General features: G+C 39.3%; 23 protein-coding genes and 1 pseudogene. 7 read left to right on the top strand and 17 right to left on the bottom strand.

The genetic code is table 11. The features are described 5' to 3' along the window. Nucleotides 1-319 precede the first annotated feature (319 nt). Nucleotides 320-958 (top strand): isochorismatase family protein, encoded by a 639-nt coding sequence (locus GON05_RS33025; protein ID WP_157325508.1) that lies wholly within the window; start codon nucleotides 320-322, stop codon nucleotides 956-958. Nucleotides 959-1,830: 872 nt separating this feature from the next. Here GON05_RS33025 and GON05_RS33020 read toward each other — a convergent pair. After that, nucleotides 1,831-2,832, bottom strand: a complete 1,002-nt coding sequence (locus GON05_RS33020; protein WP_157325506.1) for an AbiTii domain-containing protein — start codon at nucleotides 2,830-2,832, stop codon at nucleotides 1,831-1,833. 139 nt (nucleotides 2,833-2,971) lie between these two features. On the opposite strand from GON05_RS33020, the gene GON05_RS33015 reads away from it, so the two are divergent. Beyond that, nucleotides 2,972-3,238, top strand: a complete 267-nt coding sequence (locus GON05_RS33015) for a MerR family transcriptional regulator (RefSeq protein WP_157325504.1) — start codon at nucleotides 2,972-2,974, stop codon at nucleotides 3,236-3,238. Between the two features lie 19 nt (nucleotides 3,239-3,257). Here the strand turns inward: GON05_RS33015 and GON05_RS33010 are convergent, their stop codons facing one another. Further along, nucleotides 3,258-3,581, bottom strand: coding sequence for a hypothetical protein (locus GON05_RS33010; RefSeq protein ID WP_157325502.1), 324 nt, complete (start codon nucleotides 3,579-3,581; stop codon nucleotides 3,258-3,260). 220 nt (nucleotides 3,582-3,801) lie between these two features. Here GON05_RS33010 and GON05_RS33005 point away from each other — a divergent pair, with 220 nt between their 5' ends. From GON05_RS33005 to GON05_RS39520, 3 genes are read left to right on the top strand one after another with little or no spacing between them, the layout of a single operon-like run. Next, nucleotides 3,802-4,941, top strand: a complete 1,140-nt coding sequence (locus tag GON05_RS33005; RefSeq protein ID WP_157325500.1) for a hypothetical protein — start codon at nucleotides 3,802-3,804, stop codon at nucleotides 4,939-4,941. Next, entirely contained in the window at nucleotides 4,938-5,672 is a 735-nt protein-coding gene (locus GON05_RS33000; protein ID WP_309491805.1) for a glycosyltransferase, read from the top strand. Before GON05_RS33005 ends, GON05_RS33000 begins: the two co-directional genes overlap by 4 nt. Further along, entirely contained in the window at nucleotides 5,669-7,555 is a 1,887-nt protein-coding gene (locus GON05_RS39520) for a glycosyltransferase (RefSeq protein ID WP_246239636.1), read from the top strand. The genes GON05_RS33000 and GON05_RS39520 overlap by 4 nt, the downstream gene beginning before the upstream one ends. Before the next feature lie 55 nt (nucleotides 7,556-7,610). Here GON05_RS39520 and GON05_RS32990 read toward each other — a convergent pair whose 3' ends face one another. The 8 genes and pseudogenes from GON05_RS32990 to GON05_RS32955 all read right to left on the bottom strand — a co-directional run. Then, nucleotides 7,611-8,663 carry a glycosyltransferase gene (locus tag GON05_RS32990; RefSeq protein ID WP_157325498.1) on the bottom strand — a complete coding sequence of 351 codons (1,053 nt, stop codon included), beginning with the start codon at nucleotides 8,661-8,663 and terminating at the stop codon, nucleotides 7,611-7,613. Between the two features lie 53 nt (nucleotides 8,664-8,716). Next, nucleotides 8,717-10,651, bottom strand: a complete 1,935-nt coding sequence (locus tag GON05_RS32985; RefSeq protein WP_157325496.1) for a glycosyltransferase — start codon at nucleotides 10,649-10,651, stop codon at nucleotides 8,717-8,719. Nucleotides 10,652-10,664: 13 nt separating this feature from the next. Continuing rightward, entirely contained in the window at nucleotides 10,665-12,299 is a 1,635-nt protein-coding gene (locus tag GON05_RS32980) for a glycosyltransferase (protein WP_157325494.1), read from the bottom strand. After that, on the bottom strand, nucleotides 12,256-14,280 hold the full coding sequence (locus tag GON05_RS32975; RefSeq protein WP_157325492.1) for a tetratricopeptide repeat-containing glycosyltransferase family 2 protein: 2,025 nt from the start codon (nucleotides 14,278-14,280) through the stop codon (nucleotides 12,256-12,258). The genes GON05_RS32980 and GON05_RS32975 overlap by 44 nt, the downstream gene beginning before the upstream one ends. 111 nt (nucleotides 14,281-14,391) lie before the next feature. Next, nucleotides 14,392-15,654, bottom strand: coding sequence for a DUF6385 domain-containing protein (locus tag GON05_RS32970; protein WP_246239635.1), 1,263 nt, complete (start codon nucleotides 15,652-15,654; stop codon nucleotides 14,392-14,394). A gap of 17 nt (nucleotides 15,655-15,671) precedes the next feature. Next, the gene (locus tag GON05_RS32965) at nucleotides 15,672-16,367 is read right to left on the bottom strand and encodes a DUF6385 domain-containing protein (protein WP_338114253.1); all 696 of its coding nucleotides are present in this window, start codon (nucleotides 16,365-16,367) and stop codon (nucleotides 15,672-15,674) included. Between the two features lie 253 nt (nucleotides 16,368-16,620). Then, the gene (locus GON05_RS32960; RefSeq protein WP_157325489.1) at nucleotides 16,621-17,484 is read right to left on the bottom strand and encodes a LysR family transcriptional regulator; all 864 of its coding nucleotides are present in this window, start codon (nucleotides 17,482-17,484) and stop codon (nucleotides 16,621-16,623) included. A gap of 244 nt (nucleotides 17,485-17,728) precedes the next feature. Then, nucleotides 17,729-17,929 (bottom strand): annotated as a pseudogene (locus GON05_RS32955) (STAS domain-containing protein); the annotation flags it as partial. Nucleotides 17,930-18,060: 131 nt separating this feature from the next. Between GON05_RS32955 and GON05_RS32950 the strand changes: the two are divergent. Then, nucleotides 18,061-19,884: an AAA family ATPase gene (locus GON05_RS32950; protein ID WP_157325485.1), complete on the top strand. Its 1,824-nt coding sequence runs from the start codon at nucleotides 18,061-18,063 to the stop codon at nucleotides 19,882-19,884. A gap of 350 nt (nucleotides 19,885-20,234) precedes the next feature. Here GON05_RS32950 and sigZ read toward each other — a convergent pair whose 3' ends face one another. From sigZ to GON05_RS32915, 7 genes are all read right to left on the bottom strand, one after another. After that, nucleotides 20,235-20,804 (bottom strand): RNA polymerase sigma factor SigZ, encoded by a 570-nt coding sequence (gene sigZ / locus GON05_RS32945; RefSeq protein WP_157325483.1) that lies wholly within the window; start codon nucleotides 20,802-20,804, stop codon nucleotides 20,235-20,237. Between the two features lie 125 nt (nucleotides 20,805-20,929). Beyond that, nucleotides 20,930-21,361 (bottom strand): protein-tyrosine phosphatase family protein, encoded by a 432-nt coding sequence (locus GON05_RS32940; RefSeq protein ID WP_157325481.1) that lies wholly within the window; start codon nucleotides 21,359-21,361, stop codon nucleotides 20,930-20,932. Between the two features lie 9 nt (nucleotides 21,362-21,370). Continuing rightward, the gene (locus tag GON05_RS32935; RefSeq protein WP_157325479.1) at nucleotides 21,371-21,847 is read right to left on the bottom strand and encodes an ArsI/CadI family heavy metal resistance metalloenzyme; all 477 of its coding nucleotides are present in this window, start codon (nucleotides 21,845-21,847) and stop codon (nucleotides 21,371-21,373) included. A gap of 1 nt (nucleotide 21,848) precedes the next feature. Further along, nucleotides 21,849-22,277, bottom strand: coding sequence for an arsenate reductase (thioredoxin) (arsC, locus tag GON05_RS32930; RefSeq protein ID WP_157325477.1), 429 nt, complete (start codon nucleotides 22,275-22,277; stop codon nucleotides 21,849-21,851). A 37-nt stretch (nucleotides 22,278-22,314) separates the two neighbouring features. Beyond that, the gene (locus tag GON05_RS32925) at nucleotides 22,315-23,727 is read right to left on the bottom strand and encodes an arsenic transporter (protein WP_157325475.1); all 1,413 of its coding nucleotides are present in this window, start codon (nucleotides 23,725-23,727) and stop codon (nucleotides 22,315-22,317) included. An 8-nt stretch (nucleotides 23,728-23,735) separates the two neighbouring features. Continuing rightward, nucleotides 23,736-24,059, bottom strand: coding sequence for an ArsR/SmtB family transcription factor (locus tag GON05_RS32920; RefSeq protein WP_157325473.1), 324 nt, complete (start codon nucleotides 24,057-24,059; stop codon nucleotides 23,736-23,738). Between the two features lie 14 nt (nucleotides 24,060-24,073). Next, on the bottom strand, nucleotides 24,074-24,493 hold the full coding sequence (locus tag GON05_RS32915) for an arsenate reductase ArsC (RefSeq protein ID WP_157325471.1): 420 nt from the start codon (nucleotides 24,491-24,493) through the stop codon (nucleotides 24,074-24,076). A gap of 277 nt (nucleotides 24,494-24,770) precedes the next feature. Between GON05_RS32915 and GON05_RS32910 the strand changes: the two genes are divergently transcribed. Next, nucleotides 24,771-25,325 carry a CBO0543 family protein gene (locus tag GON05_RS32910; protein ID WP_157325469.1) on the top strand — a complete coding sequence of 185 codons (555 nt, stop codon included), beginning with the start codon at nucleotides 24,771-24,773 and terminating at the stop codon, nucleotides 25,323-25,325. The last annotated feature ends 12 nt before the right edge of the window (nucleotides 25,326-25,337 follow it).

Below are 25,337 nucleotides of genomic sequence, written 5' to 3'. Positions count from 1 at the left end.
CGAACTACAGCCACCGTCAGAATTGAATTTATATATACGAAGTTTGCATGTTTTTATGAAAAAAGCCCTTCTCGGCCGACTTCGGGAGGGACTGCGTAGATCTCGGTTGAATTCACTACAGCACTACTTCTGTTTATAAATGAAATGGGCATTCTTAATTTGGCATTCGCAATTTAGGAGTAAAGCATTTGATGCATATACCTTGCATGAATGCTTTTTCTTTGTTGGGGTTACATTAATTGAAGCTATGTGGTGAAAGAGTTATTTTCTTGGAGAATTCCATAAAATAAAAATATGCAGCTTTACAGGAGGATGAAAAATGAATATTGATTACAAAACTACAGCTGTTGTCGTAACTGATCCGCAAAATGCTTTTTTGAGTCCAACTGGCTCAGGGTATGAATTAACGAAAGATGTTCTAAATGAAGTTAATACAATTAAAAATCTTGATTTGGTTTTTAAAACTGCGAAGGAACAAAACTATCAAGTTTTTATTTCACCACATTACTATTATCCACATGATCACAAATGGGAAATACTAAGCGCCGGTGAAAAAATGATGCATGACTTAATGATGTTTAATGTTGATGGTCCCCAAACAGCAGTTCCGAAATCATCGCAGGCTGATTTTTATGACTTGTATAAGCCATACATTGAAGATGGTAAAACGATTATAACAAGTCCACATAAAATATTCGGTCCTGAAACTAACGATCTTGTACTTCAATTGCGCAAACGGGGAATGAGTAAAGTTTTGTTAGCTGGTATGAATTCGAACATTTGTGTGGACTCACATATGCGAGAACTTGTGGAGCAAGGTTTTGAAGTAGCCGTAATCTTTGATGCTACTGGAGCTCCTGGTTTTGATGCTTATAATGCTGGTAAAGTGAATTTCGGTATTCTTAGCAGTGGTTCCTGGACCACAGAAGAAGCTATAGGCAAAATGAAGGGACATTAATTTTTAATTATCCAACACAATATGCACATACAGAAAAGTGATGCGGAAGGGAATCACTAAAAGTAAAACAATAAAATCACAATAAAACAGCAGCGATAACTCTGCTGAAACTCTCTCACATTAAAAAAACGCTACTCGTAGCGGCCTTTTGCTTTCGAGCAGCCTGTCTATTGCACAAAAACTTTATGTAGCCGGTAGAAAAAATAAACTGGAAGAGATGGATGCAATCTGGAGGGAGTCGCGGCTAGATACCTAGATATTTCACGTCACATCTATTGCGCAACCGTTTTGAGCAAGGAAATGCGGTTTGTTGTGACATCTAACAATTATTATAATCAGTTGATCTCATGCTTCGATCAGGAAGCCGTGCGAGAAAACTGCAGTCCCTCGTTTCCCAACAACAGTTGCAGGATTTATAAAATCAAGACCATAATTTCGAAGACGATTTGAGAGCAGATCACCGCGGTAGACAATTCCTATTGGGGCTCGAGAACGGTAAGAACAACTCAGAGGGACATTGTAAATAGGGAAGGGGATCCTCTGAAACGAACAACCTGTAAGTTATTTTCCTCAGTATTCAAAAAAACATAGGAAATTGGATTCACTCTTACCAGTATTCATGCATACAATGATAACAGGTATATTGGCCACTTAGCAACTTCGAGATTGCTTGAAGTTGCTCTTTTTTGTGTTAGATACGGACAAGCCTATTATCCTACTCTTTGAACAGTCTAAGAAAAACGGGCTTCTTTCAGAGTAACAATATTTAAATATGGAATACATTATCAACCACTGCCGCCGAAAAGGTGGATTTTTTATGTTAAATCCTTTTAAATAGATTTGGCCTATTAAATGTTTATTTAAGTATGAGTTTATAGTGATAAGACATAGTTGAACACCAAATAGGTATAGATAATACACCTTTCCACTTCTTGCAATGTCACTTCTGCATTTATCCTTTTGTTAGCAGTTTCATTAACGTTATCCAACGTTTCACCTATGAGTATCAAATGAGACCCAACAATAGATTTAATCTTTTCACTGGATGATTTGCTGTCAATGTATTGGATGAGGCGATTGATGTACTGATCTTCTCCGATGTTCATTAATTTTCCAGAAACTTCAGTTGGGGCAGCCAATGGCGGGGATAGAGATTCGGCAACTTCCTTAATTAGTCTTCGGCATGTGCGAGCAACATTTTCGCAATTCTGATCATCTTCTAATTTTATATTCTCATAAACTGAAATAAATTTCTGAAATGCTTCTGGGCAAATATCCTTTAATGCTGTGTCAACAATCAAACGGTTCCGCGAAAAAATATCCTCCGTGATCTCGCCCAACCTCAATTCATAATTACGATCTAATACATACTGATATAATCGTGCTTTAATTTTTTCAATTCTCTCCATGCTTGTTTGAATTTGATGTTGAATTCTGCTACGCTCCGCAGTATTTCCTTGTGATGCTGTAAGTTGGGAACTAGAAGAAAGTGAGACATCGCGATCATATGCCACCTTCATTCTTGCTCTTCCGGAACTCACGGTAGCCTCCATGACTGCAATTGATTCAGTGAAGGCTTGTTCTACTTTCTTTGGTTTTTGATTTTGATCTTTATTATTCGGGTCATCTATAAAATAGCGTCTTCCGGATTTTTCTATCGCCGTCCAAGCCGCTGCTGTTAGGAATCCTTCACGGTCAGTATCCAAGCCACTTGCTTCTTGTCTGAGCCAATCTACTCCTTCAAAATCATTTGTTAAGCGAGCCAGTCTCAAACATTTCAAAAGAATATTCTGTATTGGTAACTCGCTTAATTCAAAATTGCGTAAGATCTCATTAGATAGCAATAAAGCTTCATTATTGCTTTGTATAACCAAAGTTTATTCCTCCTCATATCGTACAAGGATTTTAGAAATAAGCACTTTGCTTTACTCGATAATATGAATGGCTTTAATTGGGTGGAACATGAATTTATAATTCCCGCATAAATTAGAGGTAGAAAGCAGGTGATTCAATGTGAAATCTTATCTTCGAAAATATGAGCTTATGGCTTATCTAGGTGTGAAAAAGACCACTTTGTCTCGCTGGATTGAATACTACAAAGAGTTTATTCCTTCTTCACTGCAGGGGGATGTAGTCTGTTACGGGCATGAAGCTAAAGAGGTTTTAATAAGGATTAAAATGCTACGTGAACAATTATATTCAAAACCACACATATACGAAATTTTATTGAGCGAAGGATACCCAAGGTATGGAGTAGATGGGCAAATTTTGACGACTTAATTAAATAAGCTTTTTTAAGTTAATGAGCTGTTGTGTTTTTTTGAAATCCTTGAACTGTTTTTTCTATATCTAGTCCATTCTGAATGGCTTTAAGTAGCATTGCTTGCTGCTGTAAAGGAGTCAAATTTGAATCATTTGCTAATGCAAACTGCGCTCCGACAATTGAACTCATTACCACTATTGCCATATCGGTTCCTTCAATGATTCCTGCTTTTATTGTTTCAACTTCAGGGGTTTCTGCTTGAGTTTCTGCTTTTCGTTTTATAGACGTGCCGATAAATGCGTTACATTCATACGTGTTAACTCCACCGTTATACTCAATTGTTACTCTAACCAAACTCATATAAAACACCTCTTTCAAAATATACATCTCTCATTTGATAGTATTAGAGGAATGACACAAATATTCAATATTTTTGGTAAGAATTTAAAGCACCCAATCCAAAGATTTGTATCTCGAATATGGTTTAGTTTGAACCATATATTTAGGTATAAACATTAAATTATTTACTTATTATGCACATATACTTATTTAATGATTTGTTTTATTTGGAGGCGTGATAATGAACTATCTCGTGTTTGGTCATGCAGGTTTCAATCACAATAAATTACTCAACATATTGCCTGATAAAGAAGAAATTATTTTCATTCGCCGAATGGATGAAAAAGGAGCTATAGATGAAAACACAAGGTTCCTTTCCTTGTCTGAATTGGCTTCGCTTGATTCCCAAAAATATACCGCTATAGTCTCCTCTCCATATGGGCTACAACATGTACTGGCTTTCCAGCCGCTAAGAACCATTGCATGCATACCACAGCGCTCAGAGCTCGAAGATACAACCTTATGGGATAAATATATAGGACTGTTGGCCTCATATTCGGACATGATTATTACAGAATCTGAAAGAACTTACCTGGAACAGACCCTTCAATGGGAAAGAGTATTCTTGCTGAGAGATTCTGAGGAATTAGTTCGGAGTGCCATAATATCCATGTTGAAAGGAGAGCTATTGGAACAATGGGTTACAAAACAATGGGAAGAGCGTAAGCGATTCTATCAATCGTTACATGAACAACAAGGACCTCACGAAACAATTTGTTATTTGCTAGCTTCATATCTCTATTTCTTAGGAGATGTTTCCGCTAAGATGTATCTGGGTATATCATTCGAACAAATGATAAAGAAAGAGTATTCGCAATGCTTAAATACCCATTTCAGATTTTTTTCGGCGATCGAAGTCAAAGCAGGGAGTTTGGAGAAAGCAGTTCGTACTTACGAAATCACAGCTATAACGGATGAGGAAAGGAAGAGTATGGAGAACATCAGGAACTGGCAAGAGCAGGGGGAATGGAGGCTTATTCAGGCAGAAATATTTAGAGCGAATGATGACTATCGCTCAGCTATAAAAGTGCTTGAAGATATGGGGGCTAAGAATTCGCTCCAAGCCGCGACGATGAGGCTTCAATATTATCTTCACACTTACCGCTGGAAGGATGCTTTGGCTTTATTTGATAACTATGGTCTGTCCGATGAGAATCGGGTCACTGCGGAAGTTATTCGGGGGAATATCCAACTAATTCACAACAAACACCACTTGGCGATTCGTACTTTTCTGCGGGCATCGGTTGAAGATTGGAACGTACTTACAAATTTGAATGAAATAGTGTCCTTAGAGCAAGCAGTGAGGGGGGAGTTTCAGTGAACAACATCCCTGTACGTAAATCTACAGGAAACCGTCTTACAGCGATGATGCAGGTCCATAACGAGGCAGATCGTTTTTTGGAAGATGTGTTAAAGGATTTAAGTGAGTTTGTTGATGATATCGTCATTGTCGATGATGCGAGTACGGATGATACAGCAAAGCTGTGCCGCTCATTTCCGAAAGTAAAAAAATTAGTTGTTTTACAGGAGTCGAAATTTCAACGGGAGTGGGAGTTGCGGGAATACTTATGGCGCTTTGCGTGCTCGTCGGAGCCGGATTGGTTGCTTTCTGTTGATGCTGATGAATTTTACGAAGATAAGGCTAAAACACATATGCGGGAACTAATTAATCAAGACCGATACGACTGGGTAGGTTTTCGTTTTTTTGATTTTTGGGGTGGGATAACACACTACAGAGATGACACTCTTTGGGGGATTCATCGCCGGCATACACGCACTCTTGTTCGTTATATGCCCGATTATTATTATTATAATCCTCCTATGGATCATCATGTTCCACGTCTCCCTTTATCCTATTCCGCATTGCCGGGATTTCTGGCAGAACTGAGGGTCAAACATTTCGGATGGGCGGTTTCAAAAGAGGAACGCTACCGTAAATACTTACGCTATATGGAGCGCGATCCAAAAGGGGAATGGGGCAGCTTAGATCACTATCGTTCCATTTTAGATGAAAATCCTACGCTTGTGGAATGGAAAGAGGAATTGCAATGAGAGAAATTGGTATATTGACGCATAGTTTCCTAGATGCCTACAATGGCAAAATTGATATGATATATGGCGGTGGTTTAGAACGCTATTTATACGATTTATCTGAAACGATTAAGGAACTCGGACTAATTCCTGTTATCTATCAATTATCGTATTGTGGATCATTTCAGACAGAAGTGAACGGTATAAGGGTGATTGGTTATGATTGTACAGACAAAAATATCGTAGATGTTTTTAACCTGATGTCTGCAGAAGCGAAGGGCTTGCTCATATATGCAAGCTTCATTTGGCAGCCGATTGATTATAAGGAAGGGAGCATTGGAATTTGTCATGGAATAAACTGGGATCATCATGCCGCATCCGTTGATCATAAATCCGATGTGGCTAGCAATGTGCAAAACGCGCTGAAGAAATTGAAACGTATTGTTTCGGTGGATTCGCACTTCCTTTCCTTCTGTCGTTCCGTGTGCTCTTATTCAAATGCAGACAAAGTGCTTTTATTACCCAATTCCGTGGATACAGCTCATTTTACCGTATCGATTGAAGAAGAGGATAAAGAAAATATTCATATCCTTTATCCACGCCGCATTAGTATTGAAAGAGGAATTGTTCCCATGATGCTGGTTGCGGATCGGTTGTTGGAGACATATGATCAGGTGACGATAGAATTTGCAGGAGCGACGATCGAAGATAGTTTAATTACAAAGGCGTTCGATCTATGGATGCAATATCACCCTAATCAGGATCGGATCACCCACAAGGCTTATTCATTCGATGTGATGCCACAGGCGTATTGGAAAGCGGATATCGCCGTTATCCCGACCATTTTCTCCGAAGGGACTTCTTACTCCTGCTTGGAGGCGCTAAGCTGTGGTGTTCCTCTCGTTTCAGCGAATGTCGGGGGATTGAACGATCTAATCATTGATGGGTTTAACGGATTATTGGTGACACCTACAGAAGAGAGATTGTTTCAAGCCATTTGCTCACTAATTGAGAATAAAGATATGCGAGAACAATTGGGTGCGAATGCACGCCATACGGCACAAGCGTTCGACAAACAAATATGGAAGCGAAAATGGCGGGATATATTAACGGAAAGCTTCGACTTAAATAAGAGGGTCATATCGGCAGGACATGATTTCACCCTTCCGACGCAAGAGGAGGAAGCTCAAAAACAAGTATGGGATCAACTGTGGTCCAGAGAGATCTCTTATCAGTGGGATCCTTTGAGTGAAGTGATTTTCAACTTCTTGATAGAAAAGATTGGGCCACTGAGAGATCAACAAATATGTGAGGCTGGTTCAGGAACAGGTAAAATCTCTTTGCGATTAGCCATGGATGGAGCTGCTGTGACCCTTGTAGACTACTCGGCACAAGCGTTGGAACAATCACGGATGGCATTCAAACAAAAGGATCAGCAGGGTGAATTCGTTCTCGCTGATATACGTAAAATGCCGATTGAAGCGAATAAGCACGATCTTTGTTGGAGCGCGGGTGTACTGGAACATTTTAGCTTAGAGGAAAAGGTTAACATTCTGAAGGAAATGGCTAGGGTGACAAAGCCGGGTGGCAAAGTCCTAGTACTTGTTCCTTATTCTCGTTCATTACCCTATCGAATAGGTAAAGCATACGCCGAAGCCAATCATACGTGGAGGTACGGCACTGAAATTCCAGTAGATTCCCTTAAGCAAGAGTTCGAACTGTCGGATATTGAGGTGGAAGAAGAAAGGAACATCGGATTTATTCAAAGTATGGATTTTCTTGACTATATTCCAGGGGCTGAGATCATAAAGCAAAGCGCAATTGAATGGTATAGCGAGCTGAATGATAAAGAAAGGGAGTTTTTCCCCGGTTATTTACTAGTGACGCTTGGTTCAGTTAAATGAGCATAAGTTTTATAATGAAAAACTCCGGTTTCGGGATGATCCCGAAAGACCGGAGTTATTTTTGCTTCTCCATATATTTAGATAGCATTTGATCGGCGACGAGTTGCGCTCTTGCCCGCCAACTTTCGCGCTTGGCTTGATTTTGACGAATCTGGCGCTTCTCAGGTGAACGGTCAAATCGTATTGCTTCGTCCAGCTGCTGTAGAAAATGGGAAGGAGACCGACCGATTCGAACTTCGTCAAAGGGTCTGACCTCGGGTAAATCCGTGCTGATGACTGGAAGTCCTGCTGCCAGGTATTCATAAAGCTTAACTGGGTTCGCCGCTTCTGTAACTTTCCGGATTTGAAAGGGGATAATTGCTGCATCGAACTGTCTGGCAAAGGCGGGTAAGCTTTCATAATCTCTATTTCCGAGCCAATGAACATTGGGAAGCTTGCCTATCTGCTCGGGTCCATGACAGAAGATCTCCCCAACAAAAACAAAAGAGTAATTCGGTCTTTCCTTTGCTAAATAGGCAATCAATTCGTAGTTAACCCACGAGGCGACAGCACCCCAGAATCCGACAACAGGTGCTGTGTTCAGGCATAGCTTTCGGGCTTCAATTTCATCATGCAGAAGAGATTGATCCTTGTCTAGAACTTGCGCAAAGTGCTCATAATCGGCTGCATTTCGGATGAGCATAACATTGGAATGCTTCTGTACGGTTGCATCGTAGATGATTTGAGAGGCGCAGAGTACGATATCAGCAGCATCAATCTTGCGTTTCTCCCAGACCTCGAGAGGAGCGAACTCTTCTGCGCTTATGTCGGCAATATCACTGACAACCATATTAATCTTATACTTTGGAAGTTGCTCGACAAAAGGACCGTGCGTAAGCCACATCACATATTCGTGATTTTTGTTAATGGCATCTGGATCTTGGCAAACCGCAAAATGATCATTCAGAATCACAAATGGGTTTTTCTTATCCTGTGTCACATTACAATAAATGACGTTGAAGCCTAATAGACTTAATTGATATAGCAGTTGTTGGGGGCGCTGGCGATGTACTTGATAGTCAAAACAGGGTAAATATAAAATTGGCGGAAAAGCTAAAGATTGGGTCAAGATTGTTGCCTCCTTTAAGCCTTCTGAAGTAAAGCTGGCATCGTCCGTACATATTAAGCTTCTTTAAAAAAAGACCTCAGCAGTAATGTGGGCTCTAGCGAACCGGTTGGTATACTGGGTTCCTGCTTTCGGCCAGTTTTAAGATAGTGATATGCCAATAAAGTTGTAGTGGCGGAATTATGTGCGTGCTTTTGCAAAACTTCTTGCATCCAAGCTGTCGACAACGTTTCACCGCAAATTTGAGCCATTACAGCAAAGAAGACCGCATCTGCCGCATGGATAAAGTCAGTTGCGGGGCTTTTTGCCTTGATAAAAGAGATCCATTGTTGCTTAACATTTACAGGAGCCTTGAGTAAACCGCATATCAGAGATTGGGGCATTTGTGAGAATGGAAAGTTATTCAGGCTAAGTTGATATATACGGATTATTGTTTCCCAAGCTCCAGCTTGTGTTAGAAATTGTATGGCATGAATCAGTGAAGTCGTAGGAATCGTCTTTATAACTCCTTCATCCAAAAGCTCCTGGATTTCAACTAATGGGGAATGTAGAGGATTAGCAGGCATGACTTCTAACACTTTACGAGCGGCAGTGCCATCAGATTGCGCCCAGGCTATGGCCCATAAGTAAGAAAGAGGGAGTGGATCATTGTTATTTTTTATATGCAATTGTTCCAGGCTGTGTATCGCCTTAGAACGATCGTTCAGCAGCCAGATGTAGATGGATCTGAGAAGGAGCGCTTGTTCATTCGGGAGAACTGCAGCAAGCAAGGGCTCTAAACACTCGAGGCATCGTGCATTCAAAAACGCAGGAGTTAACAATGCTAAATGTCGGGGAGTAAGCAAAGAGGCATTGTTTTCAAGATGCTCAGCTAATCTTTGTGTCTGACCGGACAATAGACAAAGCGAAATGGATTTTAACCAGGCCTGCAAGTAGCTGGGGTCGAGGGTTATCGCTTGAAAATAATGCTCGAGCGCCTCCTGATAGAGCCATCGTTTCTCGCACACATAACCGGCCAATGTGTGAGTCCGATAAGTCCCACAACCAGAGGTTGACGTATACTTGTAAGAAATATCGCCTGATTGAATAGCTAGTTGAAGTGATTCGTATGCTTTTAAGTATTCCAAACGCTCCATAAGAAGGAAGGCCTTCGCTTCATGCAGATCCGAAAAGTCTGGAAAAAGAGACAATCCTTGGTCCAGTAGCCTTTCAGATTCATCCAGTTGTTGGGTCATGTGTAGGGCGTAAGCGGTTTTCATATATAAATCCGAAAGGTATCCCGTGTTATTCGGAAGTTTCTTGATTAATGGTATAAACAGCTTTAGTGCTTGTTCATAACGTTCTATTTGATAATATTCGGTTCCCAGAGCATAATTCAGCATCGGATCTTCGGGTTGTTCTATCAATGCCTGGGCAATGATGTTGAAGTTTCGGCTGTTTTTATCCTTTCTCACGATCTCCTGATGCATATATCCAAAATGATTGATCCGTAGGCTGGAAAATGGAATAGACGCGCTCGATAGTTCCATGATGCTTTGAGCAACATCCTCATGAATTTTACCGCGGAATTGAATACGAGGATCATTTCGAAAAAGCCGGCATGCCGCATCCGTTACAAACTCCCGCTCAGGAAGATCGCTAAGAAAGTTGACGATCTGCAAATAATATCCGTACACATTCTCGTCCTGCAGTAATGTTAAAATTTCATCTGGCTTCCACGCATCGAGCTCTTCGTCCGCATCCAGAACAAGAATCCAAGAGCAGGAAGCTTCTTGCAAAGCGGCATTTCTTGCTTTGGCAAAATCGTTTTCCCAAGGAAGGTGAATAAGGTGTGCCCCGTACCGCTTAGCAATACTCAAGCTATGATCCGTTGATCCAGTGTCTGCAATTATAATTTCTGAGACGATTCCTTGAACGGAAGACAAACATCGATCTAAATGAAGATCCTCATTTTTCACAATCATACATAAGGAAATATCCAAGAGTGGCATATGATTGTTCTCCTTAGTAGCCTCTGGACAAAGGCAGACTTAGTTTGGCCAAACGAAGTAACATATAATGTGGAGATTGCTTATCAGGTACCCCGATTTTGGCATTGGCCAGAGCCGCCCATAGTCGGCTTCTTCGGTACCCGTCATCCTGCACCTCTTTCAGATCTGTCACTATGGAGGGGGGCCAATTTTCAAGTAGCTTTAGAGCTTTACCTTGATGACCATTGTAGTATGCAGATTTGACAGCAAGTTCAAACTGATCGTTAGTATTACCTTCCATCGTGCTGCTCTCTATTTCCGGCTCATCTAACCCTATCCAATACCTTATATTTTTGTGTATTTGACCGGACAACAATCGGCATATTTTTATCTTTTCATCTTTCACCTGCCTGTGAGCCTCGTCGTCCAATTTGGTTAAGAGAGAAAGTGCCGTGGTGTAACAGGATTCTTCAATTAACAGATTGACGACCTTTAACACAGCTTCTGGAGCTTTAATAGAAAATTTTTCTGATAAAAGGACAGGAAGAATGGACTCGGAGCCTATGGACTTCAACAACCGGAAAATTCTTTGCAGAGGTTTGGACAGCTGGGAGTTGTGTCTGACTGTTTCGGCATACCAGTGAATGGCATGATTGTCTTCTCCCATTTCTTCATAAACTTGCCCTAAGCCATAGGTGGATAGAAAAGTTCCAATACCGGAGTCCGTATGATACTGCATAGGTGCTATTCCAATTTGTATAGCTTGAAGGAAAGCCTCTTTGGCTAATGTTTTTTCGCCAATACTTGAGTGAACAATTGCTTTTATATGAAATAAATCGGGATAGTCAGGAAATAATTGGATGCCACTTTCGCAAGCTTGAATGGCTTCGAGTTGGCGGCCTAAAGCAAACAAGCAGCGAGCTTTGTACTTATAAAGCAAGTGAGCATAACTAACTTCATGGTTAACTAAGGACAAAGAAGTTTGCAGATAGGGAAGTGCCGACTCATAATTGTTTACCCGCATATGTTCTACAGCAATATTATAATGGTGAAACGGATCATTGGGTTCATCCTGAAGCGATTGCATTAAAAGGTCAAGATTCCTGCGGATTTTATCTTTTTGAATCACAAGTTGTTCTTCATATCCATAATGGTGAATAATGATATTAGTTATATGCAAAGCGGAGTTTGGATTTCGTTCTACAATTGAATAAGCGATCTGTTCATGTATTTTCCCGCGGAAGCGATGATCGGGATCATTGCGAAACATTCTTAGAATCGGATTGATCGTAGATACAGGAGAGTGAATAGAGTTTCCATTATGATTATGAATTTGTAAAAAAAAACCTTCGAACTCATGATGTTCCGCGCAAATTTTGAGTTCTTTCCTATGGTTTTCATCTAACTCCTCATCTGCATCTAGAATTAATATCCAGGATCCCGTGGCCAGAGATAAGCCAGCATTTCTCGCAGAAGCAAAATTGGATTGCCATGGTATTGTAATTACTTTGGCTTTATAGGATTTTGCAATTTGGACAGTGTTGTCTGTCGAACCGGTATCTACAATGATGATTTCGTCTACAGTATTTTTAATGCTGTCCAAACATCTGCGTAAATGTGCCTCTTCATTCTTTACGATCATGCATAGCGAAATCGTGTTTTTGGCCATTGGAAATCCTCCTTTGCCTACCAGACCACCGCGTATGCCAACCAGTTCTGTTTAATAAGCGAATACTAGAGCGAATTTGTTGCAAGTCTTCCTTTAACGAAGGAACGTCTGGCGCCCTGGATAAAGCATCGGAAAGACTGGTTTCTGCAAGATGAAGATAACAAATAGCGGCCGCGGTTTTAGCTCGTTCATATGTTCCCTCCTCTAGGAGTATGCTTTCGAACATTTCAGCCGCCATTAGGTAATGTCCTTTATCAAAAAGAATTTCACCCAAATCAAATAAACCCTCGTCATCCAATTGAACGCTAGACAAGGAAATGAGATGCTCTGCAGCAGTAAAAATGTACCCATGATCGTACAGCATTTTAATTAGTTCCAGTTTAAACTGTCCAGTCAGTTCAGAAAGTTTATCCATGAGTTGGATCTGGCCTAAAACAATGGATTGTCGAGTAATAGAAGCAGTAAGTTCAGACAACGAATTGTTATCTAAATCTGTTGGACTATGTCCTGTTGAGAGAAATTCATTGATAGTTTGATACAGCGTTATCAAATTCTCTGGCAATGAAGCAAAGAAGTCTGTTTGAAGTGATTCATTAAGCTGCCATTTGCAAATCGCACTCCATTGAAGCAGAATTTCAAGTTCGAGTGTGGTTGGATGCTCTTTTATATAATTTTGCAATAAATGATACGCTTCGTTTAGACGACCTAGGTGAATCATAGCAAGACAATAATTTTTAAAAAAAAGCGAATCAGTTAAGCAGGAAATAGGTGTTATTGCAATTGCCTCTTCAAATGCACCTACCTGAACAAGTGTTTCCAAAAGCAAATAATGCTCAGACGGAACGGATGGACGAACTTTTTCCTTTAATAAAGTGACAATTTCGTGCCAAGGCACATTTAATTCATAAAAAACCTCGGAAATGCCGAGTAAAGCTGGAGCATAGGTTGGATGATGCTGCAATGCCTGATTGAATAAACGAGCGGACTCCTCAAGACGTCCTAAATTTTGCGCGATTTCTCCCATCTTATAATAGACAAGAAAACTGCTTGCGCCTGCTTCAGTCACATATTTATTATTTTGAAAGGTCGAAGCTAGCTGAAATTGTTCATATGCCTGTTCCCATAACCCTTGAATTTGAAAAGACTGGCCAAGTATATAACGGAGATCTGGATAATCTTCATAACGCTCGGTTTCCTTAAGCAGCAGTAATTCGACCTCTTTGATTTCTCGAAGCTCCAGTAAAATTTTGCTTAAATCTTTTACAAGAGTAGAACGATAAGGAGCATCATCTCTCACTAACATTAGGGCCTGAATCATAGCATTTTTGGCTTCAATGAGTTTTCCAACCTGGCAAAAAGTAATGCCCAGATTATAGGAATAGTAAGGATTAGCAGGGTCAGTTTGCAATGCTTTTTTCAAGAGTCTTTCATTACGGGCGATCTTATCTTTTTTTTGTATGTGTTCGGGTAAATAACCGAAATGTCTGATCCGGATCTCCGAATCTTCAATATAAGAAGAGGGATGCAATTTTACAATCGAGTGGCCAATATCTTCATGTATGATTCCTTGAAAACGATATTTGGGATTGTTACGGAATAATCGTATGGTTCTATGCACAAGATGATCCTGAGGGCCTGTGCCAATTAAATTCTCTAGTATCACCGTGAACGCTACTGAATCGGAGTTGTTTATTTGTTCTTTGATTGCTGTTAAGCCGGAAAGTAAGATTTCGTCTGCATCCAGATAAAAAATCCAGTCGGTAGTGGCAATTTGTAATGCTTGATTTCGAGGTGTGGAAAAATCATCTTCCCATCTAGAATAAAATACCCTTGCTCCATAAGATTTTGCTATACGGATGGATGAATCTTGAGACCCGGTGTCGATGACAATAATTTCATCTGCATCTTTAATACTATCCAAACATTGACGCAGCCATTCTGATTCATCCTTTATGATGATGTGGATGCCGACTGTGCTCAATTTCATCTTCTCCTTACTAAAGGAAGAGTACATGGAGGACCATGTACTCTTTTTGGATTCCCCTTTACAGCAGCATAAGGGTCTTCATTTATTATATTGTTATGAAAGCTTTTATGTTCCTTGGGCATTCAGAATAACATTGATGGTTGAAGGTGATCCTGTGGCTGTTGAACGGTAAGCTAAACGTGTGTATTTCAGGAATCTGGTAGGGACAAGCACGTCAATGGAGCCGGCTGCCAACGGGTTGCTACCGTTCGTATCAACGTAATAGTTCGATCCGTCGGCGCTGATTTGAACTTGCGTATCGACAGAACTCGCACCAGTGTTATAGACAAAGAAGGAATATACACCGAGAACACTCGTTGTTACCGCAGGCAGTGGTGTATAGGTATCGTCGCTTGTGATTCCGAGGGTAGCTTGTTCAACAAAGCTTTTTTGCGAGATGGAAGTCACGCTACTGAGAGTACCGGCAGTAATCGTAGCACCGAGAACACTATCGATGGTACCATTGAGGATATTAGTAACTGTACCAGCAGAGCTCAGTGTACCAGCAGTAATCGTAGCACCAAGTACGCTATCAATGGTACCATTGAGGATATTAGTGACCGTACCGGCGGAGCTCAATGTACCGGCAGTAATCGTAGCACCAAGTACGCTATCAATAGTACCGTTGAGGATATTAGTAACTGTACCAGCAGAGCTCAGTGTACCAGCAGTAATCGTAGCACCAAGTACGCTATCAATGGTACCATTGAGGATATTAGTGACTGTACCGGCGGAGCTCAGTGTACCAGCAGTAATTGTAGCACCAAGTACGCTATCAATGGTACCGTTGAGGATATTAGTGACTGTACCGGCGGAGCTCAGTGTACCAGCAGTAATTGTAGCACCAAGTACGCTATCAATGGTACCGTTGAGGATATTAGTGACTGTACCTGCGGAGCTCAGTGTACCGGCAGTAATTGTAGCACCAAGTACACTATCAATGGTACCGTTGAGGATATTAGTGACTGTACCGGCGGAGCTCAGTGTACCAGCGGTAATCGTAGCACCAAGAACGCTATCAATGGTACCGTTGAGGATATTAGTGACTGTACCGGCGGAGCTCAGTGTACCAGCGGTAATTGTAGCACCAAGAATGCTAGTGATGGTACCGTTAAGGATATTAGTAACCGTACCAGCAGAACTCAAAGTACCAGCAGTAATCGTAGCACCAAGAATGTTTGTAATTGTTCCGTCAAGAATAATACTTGTGATGTTTCCGCTTGAATCTGTGGCGATAGCCTGAACAGTTCCGGTTGAATCTCGGCCGAATATTAATGTACGTAGATTATCCGGATCCGATTGAAACACACTAAAGTTTGGCAACTTCATCATTCCTTCCAGTTAAATTAATTTATTGTTGTTTGAGCTTGAAAATAGACATCACATTCTGTAGAACCCTTACCACAAGTTATATCTGTGGCTAATATTAAGCGAGTCCACTTTAAAAACCTGTTTAAAACAAATACTTTCATCGATTTCGGAGGAACTATGTCTTCGCAGTCTTTGATAAAATCGACTGAATTTGGACTGATTTCCGCACAAACAATGGCAGGCACATCACCCCTATTTATGACTGCATAGGAGTTCATAGTAATCGTTGATGTATCTTGAACAGGTAGTGTAAGCGTATGATTCGTTACTTTTAAGTTTAAAAAGGATTCCTCTATAAAAAGAGTGTTGTTTGTTGGTAAGATAACAACCTCTAAACGACCGTTATGATCAGTTCGTACAGCTCGTACTTCGTTTCCGTCGTTTCCAAAGATCTGTACTTTGTCCGATTCCGGTATGAGATTTCTAATATCTAATTGATTTGAAGAAACTTGGACTGGCTGATGAAGGGTTATTATTTTGTTTGGTTGGTCGCATGGAAGTCCTATTTTTTTTCGTTTCTGATGGCTTGGGCACTTTTTCCGTACAGGACTTGATCTTTTTTTTGAGCATACAATGAAAAAACATTTTTTTTTTGCACAAGTGCTCTTTTTTGACGACTGTTTTTTTACTGACTTTTTAATTGTTATTTTTTTGTGGGAAATAGTTAGCACCTCCTTCAATGACAATTATCAGTATATTTTCCAACATAGTTCTCTTATCGAAAAAAAGTGGAATTAGATGTAATATCATATTCTCTAGCAACTTTATTGATTGGGTTTAACTGGTAATTACGCATTGCCCCAGAGGTGTCTTACAGTCAGAGAGGCCTTAGTTCAGTTTTTACCGAACTAAGGCCTCTATCATTGGTACAAATTAGTATATAAAAAGTAGTGGAGGAGTTAAATAAGGGTAACTAAATCATCTTCAGTCTTCATTTTTTAGTTTGACTCCAAGCATATTTAAACCTAGCCTAACGTTAATATGTGATTTTTTTTCTGTTAAAAAACTTGCGAATACTTGGATATTTGGAATATCGATTTGAAAATCGCTTTGAACTATGAAAAGTTTTTCTTCTTTGATAAAGGGGGAGGCAAGGCTCTTCGTCAAAAATCCAAACAATCCACCTTGCAGTAGCATGTTTGTAATAATTGTTGAATCATCTAACTCTAAGGCTGGAGTAAGTCCATGGCCAAACACTTTTGGAAACCAATCAGGAAACCTGTTACCTACGTGGCAATATTTATCAGTAAAGAAATCCGTTTGGCTTACTACGAGTCCTTTCTCAGCTGAAACTAATATGACTTCGTCTTCGAATAGAAAAATATTCGATACTTTAGGGTGATTCGGTGGATCATGTCTTAGCGCAATATGAATAGTACCGTCAAGCAACTGAGTCACATTTTTGTAATCATCAAGATAACTATTAATTTTAATTGCAACTTTTGGATGACTTTTTCTAAAGGCTACTATTTGATTAAAGAAATAATGCTGCCATCCGGCTCCATGCCCACCTAATACGATATGATGATCGAATTGTTGTGACATCGAAAGCTTACTCTCGTTAAACAATCGAAACATCCTCTCAGCAAAAGGAAGAAAAGTAATGCCGGCCTCGGTTAAACGTACAGTTCGCTTATCTCGGAAAAATAACCTTGTATCTAAAGTGCTCTCTAATGCCTTAATCCTTGCTGTTATAGCAGACTGTGAAACATGCAAATGTTTGGAAGCCTTTGTGAAGTTTAACGTTTGGCAAACCGATAAAAATGCTTCCAATTTTTCAATTTCCATCTTCCACCTCAATAGTTTGATTTATTAATTATTACAGATAAAAAGTATGATTCAATTAATACGAAGAGAACTACATTCCCACTTATACATTGCAAAAATAAGGGCTGCCGCGTGGTAGCCCTTTGATTAAAGACAAAATGAGTAGGCATTCTCTAAGCATAAGATGCTCTAACTCAAATTTATTTAGGAAAGCTAAATTTGGTTAATGCATAGTTAAATGCTTCACCTGTCCCAATGAATTCGTCTAATCTTGTTTTTTTAACATATGGCGGGGGTGGTCTTGTAATTCGGAAATGATTACTATACCACCGTGTTTTCTATATTTCTTAATTCCATTTGATAGATTGAATTCACCCGCTGTATCCAGGTAGGGTACACGGCCCATCTCCAAAATTATTATTTTGAATTGCTTATTTATTTCTTCCATGATGGAGGTTTCGTTTACGGAGCAAAGATTTCTATTTACAAAAGTTCGGAAAACCGTGCATCATCTCTTCTGATTCGCATGAAAGTTATGAAGGGAAAAAATTTTCTTGGATTAAAGCAGATCCTACAATTGAGGGTTTTAAACAAGTAGTGTATGAGCCACAGTATCGTCTACGCTTGGGAGAGATTGCTCCAATTGATTCTGTTCATAAAATAGAGCGAGTTGTTTTTGACTTCCCTTCTACTACTAAAATCAACGGGGAACTTTTCTGTATTCAACCAAATACAGAAATTATTTTGAGCCCTAATCTTACCTGCTTTATCGGGGGTCGGGGAAGTGGTAAGAGCACCGTATTAAATTTAATACAAGAAAAATTAAAACCAGGTTCAAATAATTTTTTCAAGAAATACAAATTGAATTTACCGAAAGACTCATTAATAAAGGATTTTGTAAAAATTGATAAGGATGAAGAAGAGATAAAAGTTGAGTTCTTTAGCCAAAATGAGATCGAAGAGTTTGCCTTGGATTTTGAGAAATTCACCGAAACAATATTCCCTAGAATCCTGAAGCTAGGCGAAAACAAGGAATTAATCGACGCTTCAAGTAAACTTGATATGCATTTAGAGGAATTAAGTAGTCACATTAATGATATAGAAAACTTGAGAGTGCTAAATCTTACTGCTTCGTCTCTTCAGAAGAGGATAAAATCTCAGGAAAACATAATTTCGTCGTTAAATGATGAAAAATATCTTGAACTAAGTCAAAAGTTAGATCAGACAGATAAAGAGATACGCCGAATTAATTCATCTAAAAAGAAATATGATGACTTAATAAAATCGTTGAAGGATACAATAAATGATTTCCAAATCACAAGTGTAGCAAATGAATATGATGAACAGCGTGGAAAATTGATACAAACAATTAAGGCAGGGGTTGATTTATCTTCGGCACCGAACAACTTTATTGACGTTTCAAATACTCTCTCAGTCCTAACCGAAAACTTAGCTGCATTAAAACATGATTTAAATTTATTTCTTGAAAATAAAGGTTTAAAAGATGACAATCTTGCGGATGTTGCTTCCGCGACAGAAGAAGCAAACCGCTTAAACGGGCGCTTAACGGAAATGCTTTCAGAAATTCAGAACGTTGAAGAATCAATTTCTAAATTTACATTTAAGGATGATCTAAAACAAATATATGTTGATGAAATTAATAAAAAGATAGATGATCAAAATCGACATTTGACAAATTTAAGCGTTCAAGTAAAACCCATCTCGCTGAAATACGAGTTTAACGAGGATAAAGCTAAGCAGCATTTATTAAAATTAATGTTGGAAGATTTCTCAAATCTCGACTCGTACACAAACATTAAGCAAAACGACATCGAGAGGCATTTGTTTTGTATTGATCCCCAAACAGTATCAAGTAAATCTGATTATCTTGATGTTCTTCAAAAGACAAGCAACGCTAAATCAAGAACCTCCGCATTTTTGATTGAATATTTTTCAAACGATGTTAAGTTTGAAATATTTAAATTGCATATCAAAAGGATATATTCTGATATCAATATCTTTAAAACAATTCGTGTGTATTATGATGGAAAACAACTTGAAAACACATCTTTCGGTCAGCGTTGTACTGCCGCAATCATCCTGTTGATTAAATTAGGGAATACTCCAATTATTATTGATGAACCAGAAGCACATTTGGATAGTATGTTGGTCGCAAATTACCTTGTCAATATGATTAAAGAAAACAAACAGCAAAGACAAATTATTTTTGCAACACATAACGCTAATTTCGCCATTAATGGTGACGCAGAACTAATCAATATTCTTGAAATCAATACTGAAAATAAGACTTATATAGTTCCTACAACTATTGAAAACTTGTTATTACGCGACAAGCTTCTCCAGCTCGAGGGTGGTAAAACAGCATTTGAAAACAGGGAGAAAAAGTATCAAATTAAATAGAATTAGTTTAGGTGAAGGTTACTCGCTAACAGCTCGTAATAAAACAAATGACCGTGAGGCAATCTCACGGTCATTTGTTTTATTTAATATTTTTTAGCTAGCAACAAGTGTTAGTAGAAGACTTTGGATCTTTAAATTGCGAATCACATCCACAACCATCCTGTCCAGCTACCTTTGGTTCTCTATCTTCTACACAACAATCGCTTGCCTCGCTAGGTGCTGGTTCATCACAACATTTTCGTGGATCTTCATTTATTTGATTGCTCATTTTTTCTTCCTCCCTTAATTATTAAAGTGTGTTACATCTACGGAGACGCACATTAACAAAAAAGGACGCAAATCAAATTTAATTAACAACAATCTGATGAGCTGCACTTTGTATTTGAAGTCCCTCGGGAAGTGTAATCGATAATATTACCTAATCGGTCGAACTCGAAGTTACAGCAATTAAGTAAGAGTTCTTTTAGCTTCTCTCTGCCGCGCTGCACTCTAGACTTTGCACCAGATATAGAAAGACCTAATTGAACGCTTAGTTCTTTTTGTGTGCAATCGCCTAGTTCAGTGAGTTCAAGAGCTTGCTTAAACTTATCGGAAAGCCCTTGGATCATGGGGCGGATGCACGCGGATAGTTCTTTTATAGCATCATTCATTTCTTCATCTTGATATATTGGGAATTCATGTGGCAAGTCTGTTTTCAAATGAGATTGCTCTTTCCTAAAATAATCAATTATGCTATTACGAGTAATTTGATAAATCCAAGATTGCAGCTTCTGATCGTCTTTTAAAGTATCTAAATTGGCATGTATCTTCATAAACACATTCTGTAGAATGTCATCAGCGTCATGATCATTTTTTATGCGTTTGATAATAAAATTGCGCAAAGGGCTGTAGAATGATCTCCATACTTCCTCGGTGTTCATACTTTTCCTCCAGAATCGTTTTATTACACGGACGTTTGAGTTTACAAAAGGACGCATTTTTTATATTCATTCATAAAAATAATGTAGGCCCCGTTAGCAAAAATATTGCTAAGGGGCCAATCATATTACTTGTTAAATAACTTCTCAAGCGCCTCACGTTGAGGTTGCCTAATATTAATAACTGGGCGAATGCTTTTTGACAAACTTTCAGCATCCTCAATGTTCTCGCTCTTACCTAATGTAATCAAGGTGCCAATTGCCACAGCGCCAGTACGTCCTTTTCCACCGTCACAATGGAATCCAACCTTTTTACCGCTCTTATAAGCCTCTACAACGTGATTTATAGCTTGTTGAAATAGTTGGTCTTGTGGATCCTCCGCATTGTCACCAAGCGGCACCTGAAGCCATCCTACGCCATTTGCAGGGTAGGCACACTCCGTAGCCTCACCACGCAAATCGACAATAAACTCAACGTTCTCGTTTTTAACCATATCTTCAACGTCTGAAGCTCCGCCAAAAAATATTTTGTCTTCAACCAATGCTTGATAATTTTTCATAATGACTCCTTATTTTAGCTTAAAGGGTGTTAATTCAATTGTTACAGGTGAGGATGGTGCTGAAGGAGGGGCACAACATAGAGACATATCCTGCAAATCCCCAGCAGATTCAAATTCCGAATCCTCTTTGGTATAAAAAATTTCCCACGCATTACCGTCCGGATCATACACCCAGACTTTATCTTGAACCGCATAACAGCAAGTTGTGTTCATTTCATCAATGAGAAGAAGTCCGCTTTGTCTCAAACGCTCACCCATGGCAAGAACATCTTCCGTGTTATCAACCTGAAATCCCAAATGATTAAGAACGCCTTTTTTCTCAAAAGGTCGAACATTTAAGGAAAAATGGAGGGCTGGATCATCCAACTCAAATTTAGCATAGTTGTTTTTTACTTTAGAGGGCTCCGTACCAAAGAAAGCACGGTAAAAATCCAGCGACTTCTGAAGGTCTGAACAGTTAACGGCAACGTGCATTCTTTTGATCATCTTATTTGCCTTCTTTCACGAATTGTTCGATCCGGCTTTTAATGGAATCACGAACTTCACGGAACTTAGCTGTAATTTCTTCTTCCGTGCCTGTTGCTTTGGCAGGATCGTCAAAGCCCCAGTGCCATCTTTGAGCCTTATCATTACGGACAACAGGGCAGTGCTCGTCAGCATGACCGCACAATGTAATAATGTAATCAGCGCGACCTAGAAGCTCGGTATCAATGACATCAGAAGTATGGTTCGAGATGTCGATACCATCTTCACTCATTGTTGCAACTGCGCGTGGATTTAATCCGTGGGCTTCCAAACCCGCGCTTTTCACTTCGTATTTGTCCCCGCCTAAAGCTTTTAAATATCCATCAGAGATTTGGCTGCGGCAAGAGTTTCCTGTGCAAAGAAAATATACGAAAGGTTTGTTGTTCTCCATGGTTTCATTTCTCCTTTTTATGTGGGGCTATCCGGGTCTAAGCGCCTTGATGCCCTTTCCTCATTTGTTTTGTGCCTAAAATAGCTTTTATGATTAGCGCGGCGATCACCAGAATGACTGCAATCGCAACAATTAACAACCAAATATTCACACTTGTTGTGTTAATAACGTGAAGCCATAAATAAAGCCCTGTAAGAGTAATCAAAAGGGTTGGGACAGTAAGAATAATACCTGTCTTAAAATAATTGCCCCACGTGATTTTTACACCTTTTGTAGATAAAACATGTAACCATAAAAGGGTTGCGAGTGACCCAATCGGTGTTATTTTAGGTCCTAGATCGCTTCCGACAACGTTGGCGTAAACCAATGCTTCTCGAATAATTCCATCTGTATTCGTACCTTTAATGGCAAGAGCATCGATCATAACTGTCGGCATGTTATTCATGATGGAGGACAAAATAGCAGACAAGAAACCCATTCCGACTGTTGCAACAAATAATCCTTGTCCTGCTAAGTCCTCAACCACTTTTCCTAGGGCATCGGTAAGACCCACGTTTTTCAGGCCATAAACGACGACATACATGCCAATAGAGAATATTACGACAGCCCAAGGAGCATCTTTAATAACTCGTTTTGTTTCGATCACTTTACTGGATCTAGCCATAAAAATGAAGACCAGTGCTACGACTCCTGCGATAATTGAAACAGGAATTTTAATAAATCCGCTGCTTATATACGCCACGAGAAGGATGCCAAGGATAACCCATGACATTTTGAATAGCTTAAGATCTTTGATGGCATTTGAAGGTTGCTTTAATTGTTTCATATCGTAATTCGTAGGAATGTCCTTTTTGAAATAAACGTACAGGACCACCAGACTTGCGGCTAATGAAAATAAGCTCGTGACAATCATACGGCTTGCATAAGTGACAAAATCGATGCCGAAGAAGTCGGCAGACACGATGTTAACTAAGTTGCTAACAATCAAAGGCAAAGAAGTTGTATCTGCAATGAAACCACTTGCCATGATGAAGGGCAAAATCATTTTATCCGGCAGCTTCAACGCTCGGACCATCGCTAATACAATTGGAGTGAGAATTAACGCCGCACCATCATTTGCGAAAAATGCAGCAACTGCCGCGCCTAATAAAATGACGTACACAAACATGAGCCGTCCGTTTCCTTTAGCAATCCTCGCCATATGCAAGGCAGCCCATTCAAAAAATCCGATATTATCTAAGATTAAAGAAATGAGAATAATTGCGACAAAAGCAAGCGTGGCATTCCAAACGATGGATGTAACTGTCAATACATCGTGGAAAGACACGACTTGGAAAATAAGAGCTAAGATAGCGCCGGCAGAAGCAGACCATCCAATGTTGAGGCCCTTAGGCTGCCATATAACAAAAGTTAACGTAATAAGAAAAATAAGTACCGCAATGTAAGTCATGGTTCCTCCTAGTCACAACAATTTAGATCTTCACAAGATATCGCATCCACTTTTTCTTTTTGGGATGGTAGGTGCTGAAAGAATTCATGTAGAAAGGGCTTATCATCAATATATAACGAATAGAAAACCCATTGACCCTTTTTCGCTTCTTTTACTAAACCGCCGGCTTTCAGCTTACGCATATGCTGGCTCACATTGGGCTGACTGGTTTGTAAGAGCTCAACAATCTCATATACACATAGCTCACGTTCTTTGAGTAGAGAGAGAATCGTTAATCTCATTTTGTCCCCAAGCAGCTTACACGCATCAGATAATTGTTCAATATCAGGCAAAATTACACGCTCCTTTATATCGGTACATTCAAGCCTTTTAAGAGTTCAATCACTTTCTTTTGTATTGTGTCACGTGTTTGTCGAACTGACTGGATGTCATTTGAAAGTAATGGATCTTCAATATCCCAATCAACGCTCGTGATGCCAAAAGGGACAATGGGACAACGTTCCGCTACTTGTTGGCAGAGTTTAACAATGACATTCGACGCGATAAAATACTTCATATCGATTTTCTTAGAAGTATTCCCAGATAACTCAATCCCAACTTCCCTCATGACTTCTAGAGTTAAAGGATGAATATCATGTGGCTCTAGCCCTGCACTTTCGACGATAACGTTTTCCCCACCGTAATGTTTAGCAAATGCTTCTGCTATTTGACTTCGGCAACGATTTTGAATACATAAAAAGTAAATGCGAACTGGTTTCTTCATCATTATCTCAGCTCCAATATCATTTGTAAATGATTATATAATTATTCAGTTATATATTAAAGTTAAGGTTTTGTAAATGTATGAATGATAAAAATGTACTTGTAGTATTCAAACTCATCATAAAGAAATTTCTTCTCTTATTAGAGTATTGAGAGCCATATGAAATTCAGATCTTGATTAACCGATCAGTGGGGGCTTAAGTAATAAAGATTATTAGTAATCATACGTGGGAATTACTATTACTGTGCGCTTTTCATTTTACTTTTCGGAGGTTTAAACATTGGATGAAAGTCATACTCAAAAGGTAAAAGATGTATATCATAAAGTTCACGAAGCTAATGAAGAATTATTTAGTTTTTGGAAGGAGGACATACTGTTTAGTTGGCAATGGTGGGTCGCATTGGGATTAATAATTATTCCATGGATATTATGGTGGTTATTTAGAACAAAAAGAAGTACAAGCAGATTGTTATTCGCTGGCTTTTTCGTTTTGGTAATCTCTAGCTGGTTCGATTTCTTTGGAATCGCATTGGGATTATGGTATTACCCTGTACAGGTTATACCGACAATCCCCTCTTATTTGGTTTGGGATTTTACAGTATTAACAGTTATTGCAATGTTTTTACTTCAGATTAAACCCAAAGTTAATCCGCTCATAAAGGCAGGCATATATGGGGGATTCAATTCTTTTATTGGAGAACCGTTGTTCGACTGGTTAGGATTTTATGAAAGACTGAGTTGGAAATATATTTATTCATTTCCGATTTTTTGTGTAATTTATTTAATAGCTCATTATCTTAGTAGAAGAGAGAGTTTTGGAAATTTAACCAAATGATTTTTAGTGAGG

Origin of the sequence: Paenibacillus anseongensis (assembly GCF_009757995.1) — a bacterium.
Lineage (GTDB): Bacteria > Bacillota > Bacilli > Paenibacillales > NBRC-103111 > Paenibacillus_E > Paenibacillus_E chondroitinus.
Note: the sequence above shows the minus strand (reverse complement) of the source record. Positions and strands in the feature narration are given on the sequence as shown.

Bases quoted from the DNA above. Each gene is read 5' to 3' on its own strand.
- GON05_RS32970 (WP_246239635.1), bottom strand. From the start codon at position 15,654: ATGAAGTTGCCAAACTTTAGTGTGTTTCAATCGGATCCGGATAATCTA.
- GON05_RS33010 (WP_157325502.1), bottom strand. From the start codon at position 3,581: ATGAGTTTGGTTAGAGTAACAATTGAGTATAACGGTGGAGTTAACACG.
- GON05_RS32915 (WP_157325471.1), bottom strand. From the start codon at position 24,493: ATGATGAAGAAACCAGTTCGCATTTACTTTTTATGTATTCAAAATCGT.
- GON05_RS33005 (WP_157325500.1), top strand. From the start codon at position 3,802: ATGAACTATCTCGTGTTTGGTCATGCAGGTTTCAATCACAATAAATTA.
- arsC (WP_157325477.1), bottom strand. From the start codon at position 22,277: ATGGAGAACAACAAACCTTTCGTATATTTTCTTTGCACAGGAAACTCT.
- GON05_RS39520 (WP_246239636.1), top strand. From the start codon at position 5,669: ATGAGAGAAATTGGTATATTGACGCATAGTTTCCTAGATGCCTACAAT.
- GON05_RS32985 (WP_157325496.1), bottom strand. From the start codon at position 10,651: ATGCCACTCTTGGATATTTCCTTATGTATGATTGTGAAAAATGAGGAT.
- GON05_RS32960 (WP_157325489.1), bottom strand. From the start codon at position 17,484: ATGGAAATTGAAAAATTGGAAGCATTTTTATCGGTTTGCCAAACGTTA.
- GON05_RS33025 (WP_157325508.1), top strand. From the start codon at position 320: ATGAATATTGATTACAAAACTACAGCTGTTGTCGTAACTGATCCGCAA.
- GON05_RS32940 (WP_157325481.1), bottom strand. From the start codon at position 21,361: ATGAAAAATTATCAAGCATTGGTTGAAGACAAAATATTTTTTGGCGGA.
- GON05_RS32925 (WP_157325475.1), bottom strand. From the start codon at position 23,727: ATGACTTACATTGCGGTACTTATTTTTCTTATTACGTTAACTTTTGTT.
- GON05_RS32980 (WP_157325494.1), bottom strand. From the start codon at position 12,299: ATGGCCAAAAACACGATTTCGCTATGCATGATCGTAAAGAATGAAGAG.
- sigZ (WP_157325483.1), bottom strand. From the start codon at position 20,804: ATGAACACCGAGGAAGTATGGAGATCATTCTACAGCCCTTTGCGCAAT.
- GON05_RS32935 (WP_157325479.1), bottom strand. From the start codon at position 21,847: ATGATCAAAAGAATGCACGTTGCCGTTAACTGTTCAGACCTTCAGAAG.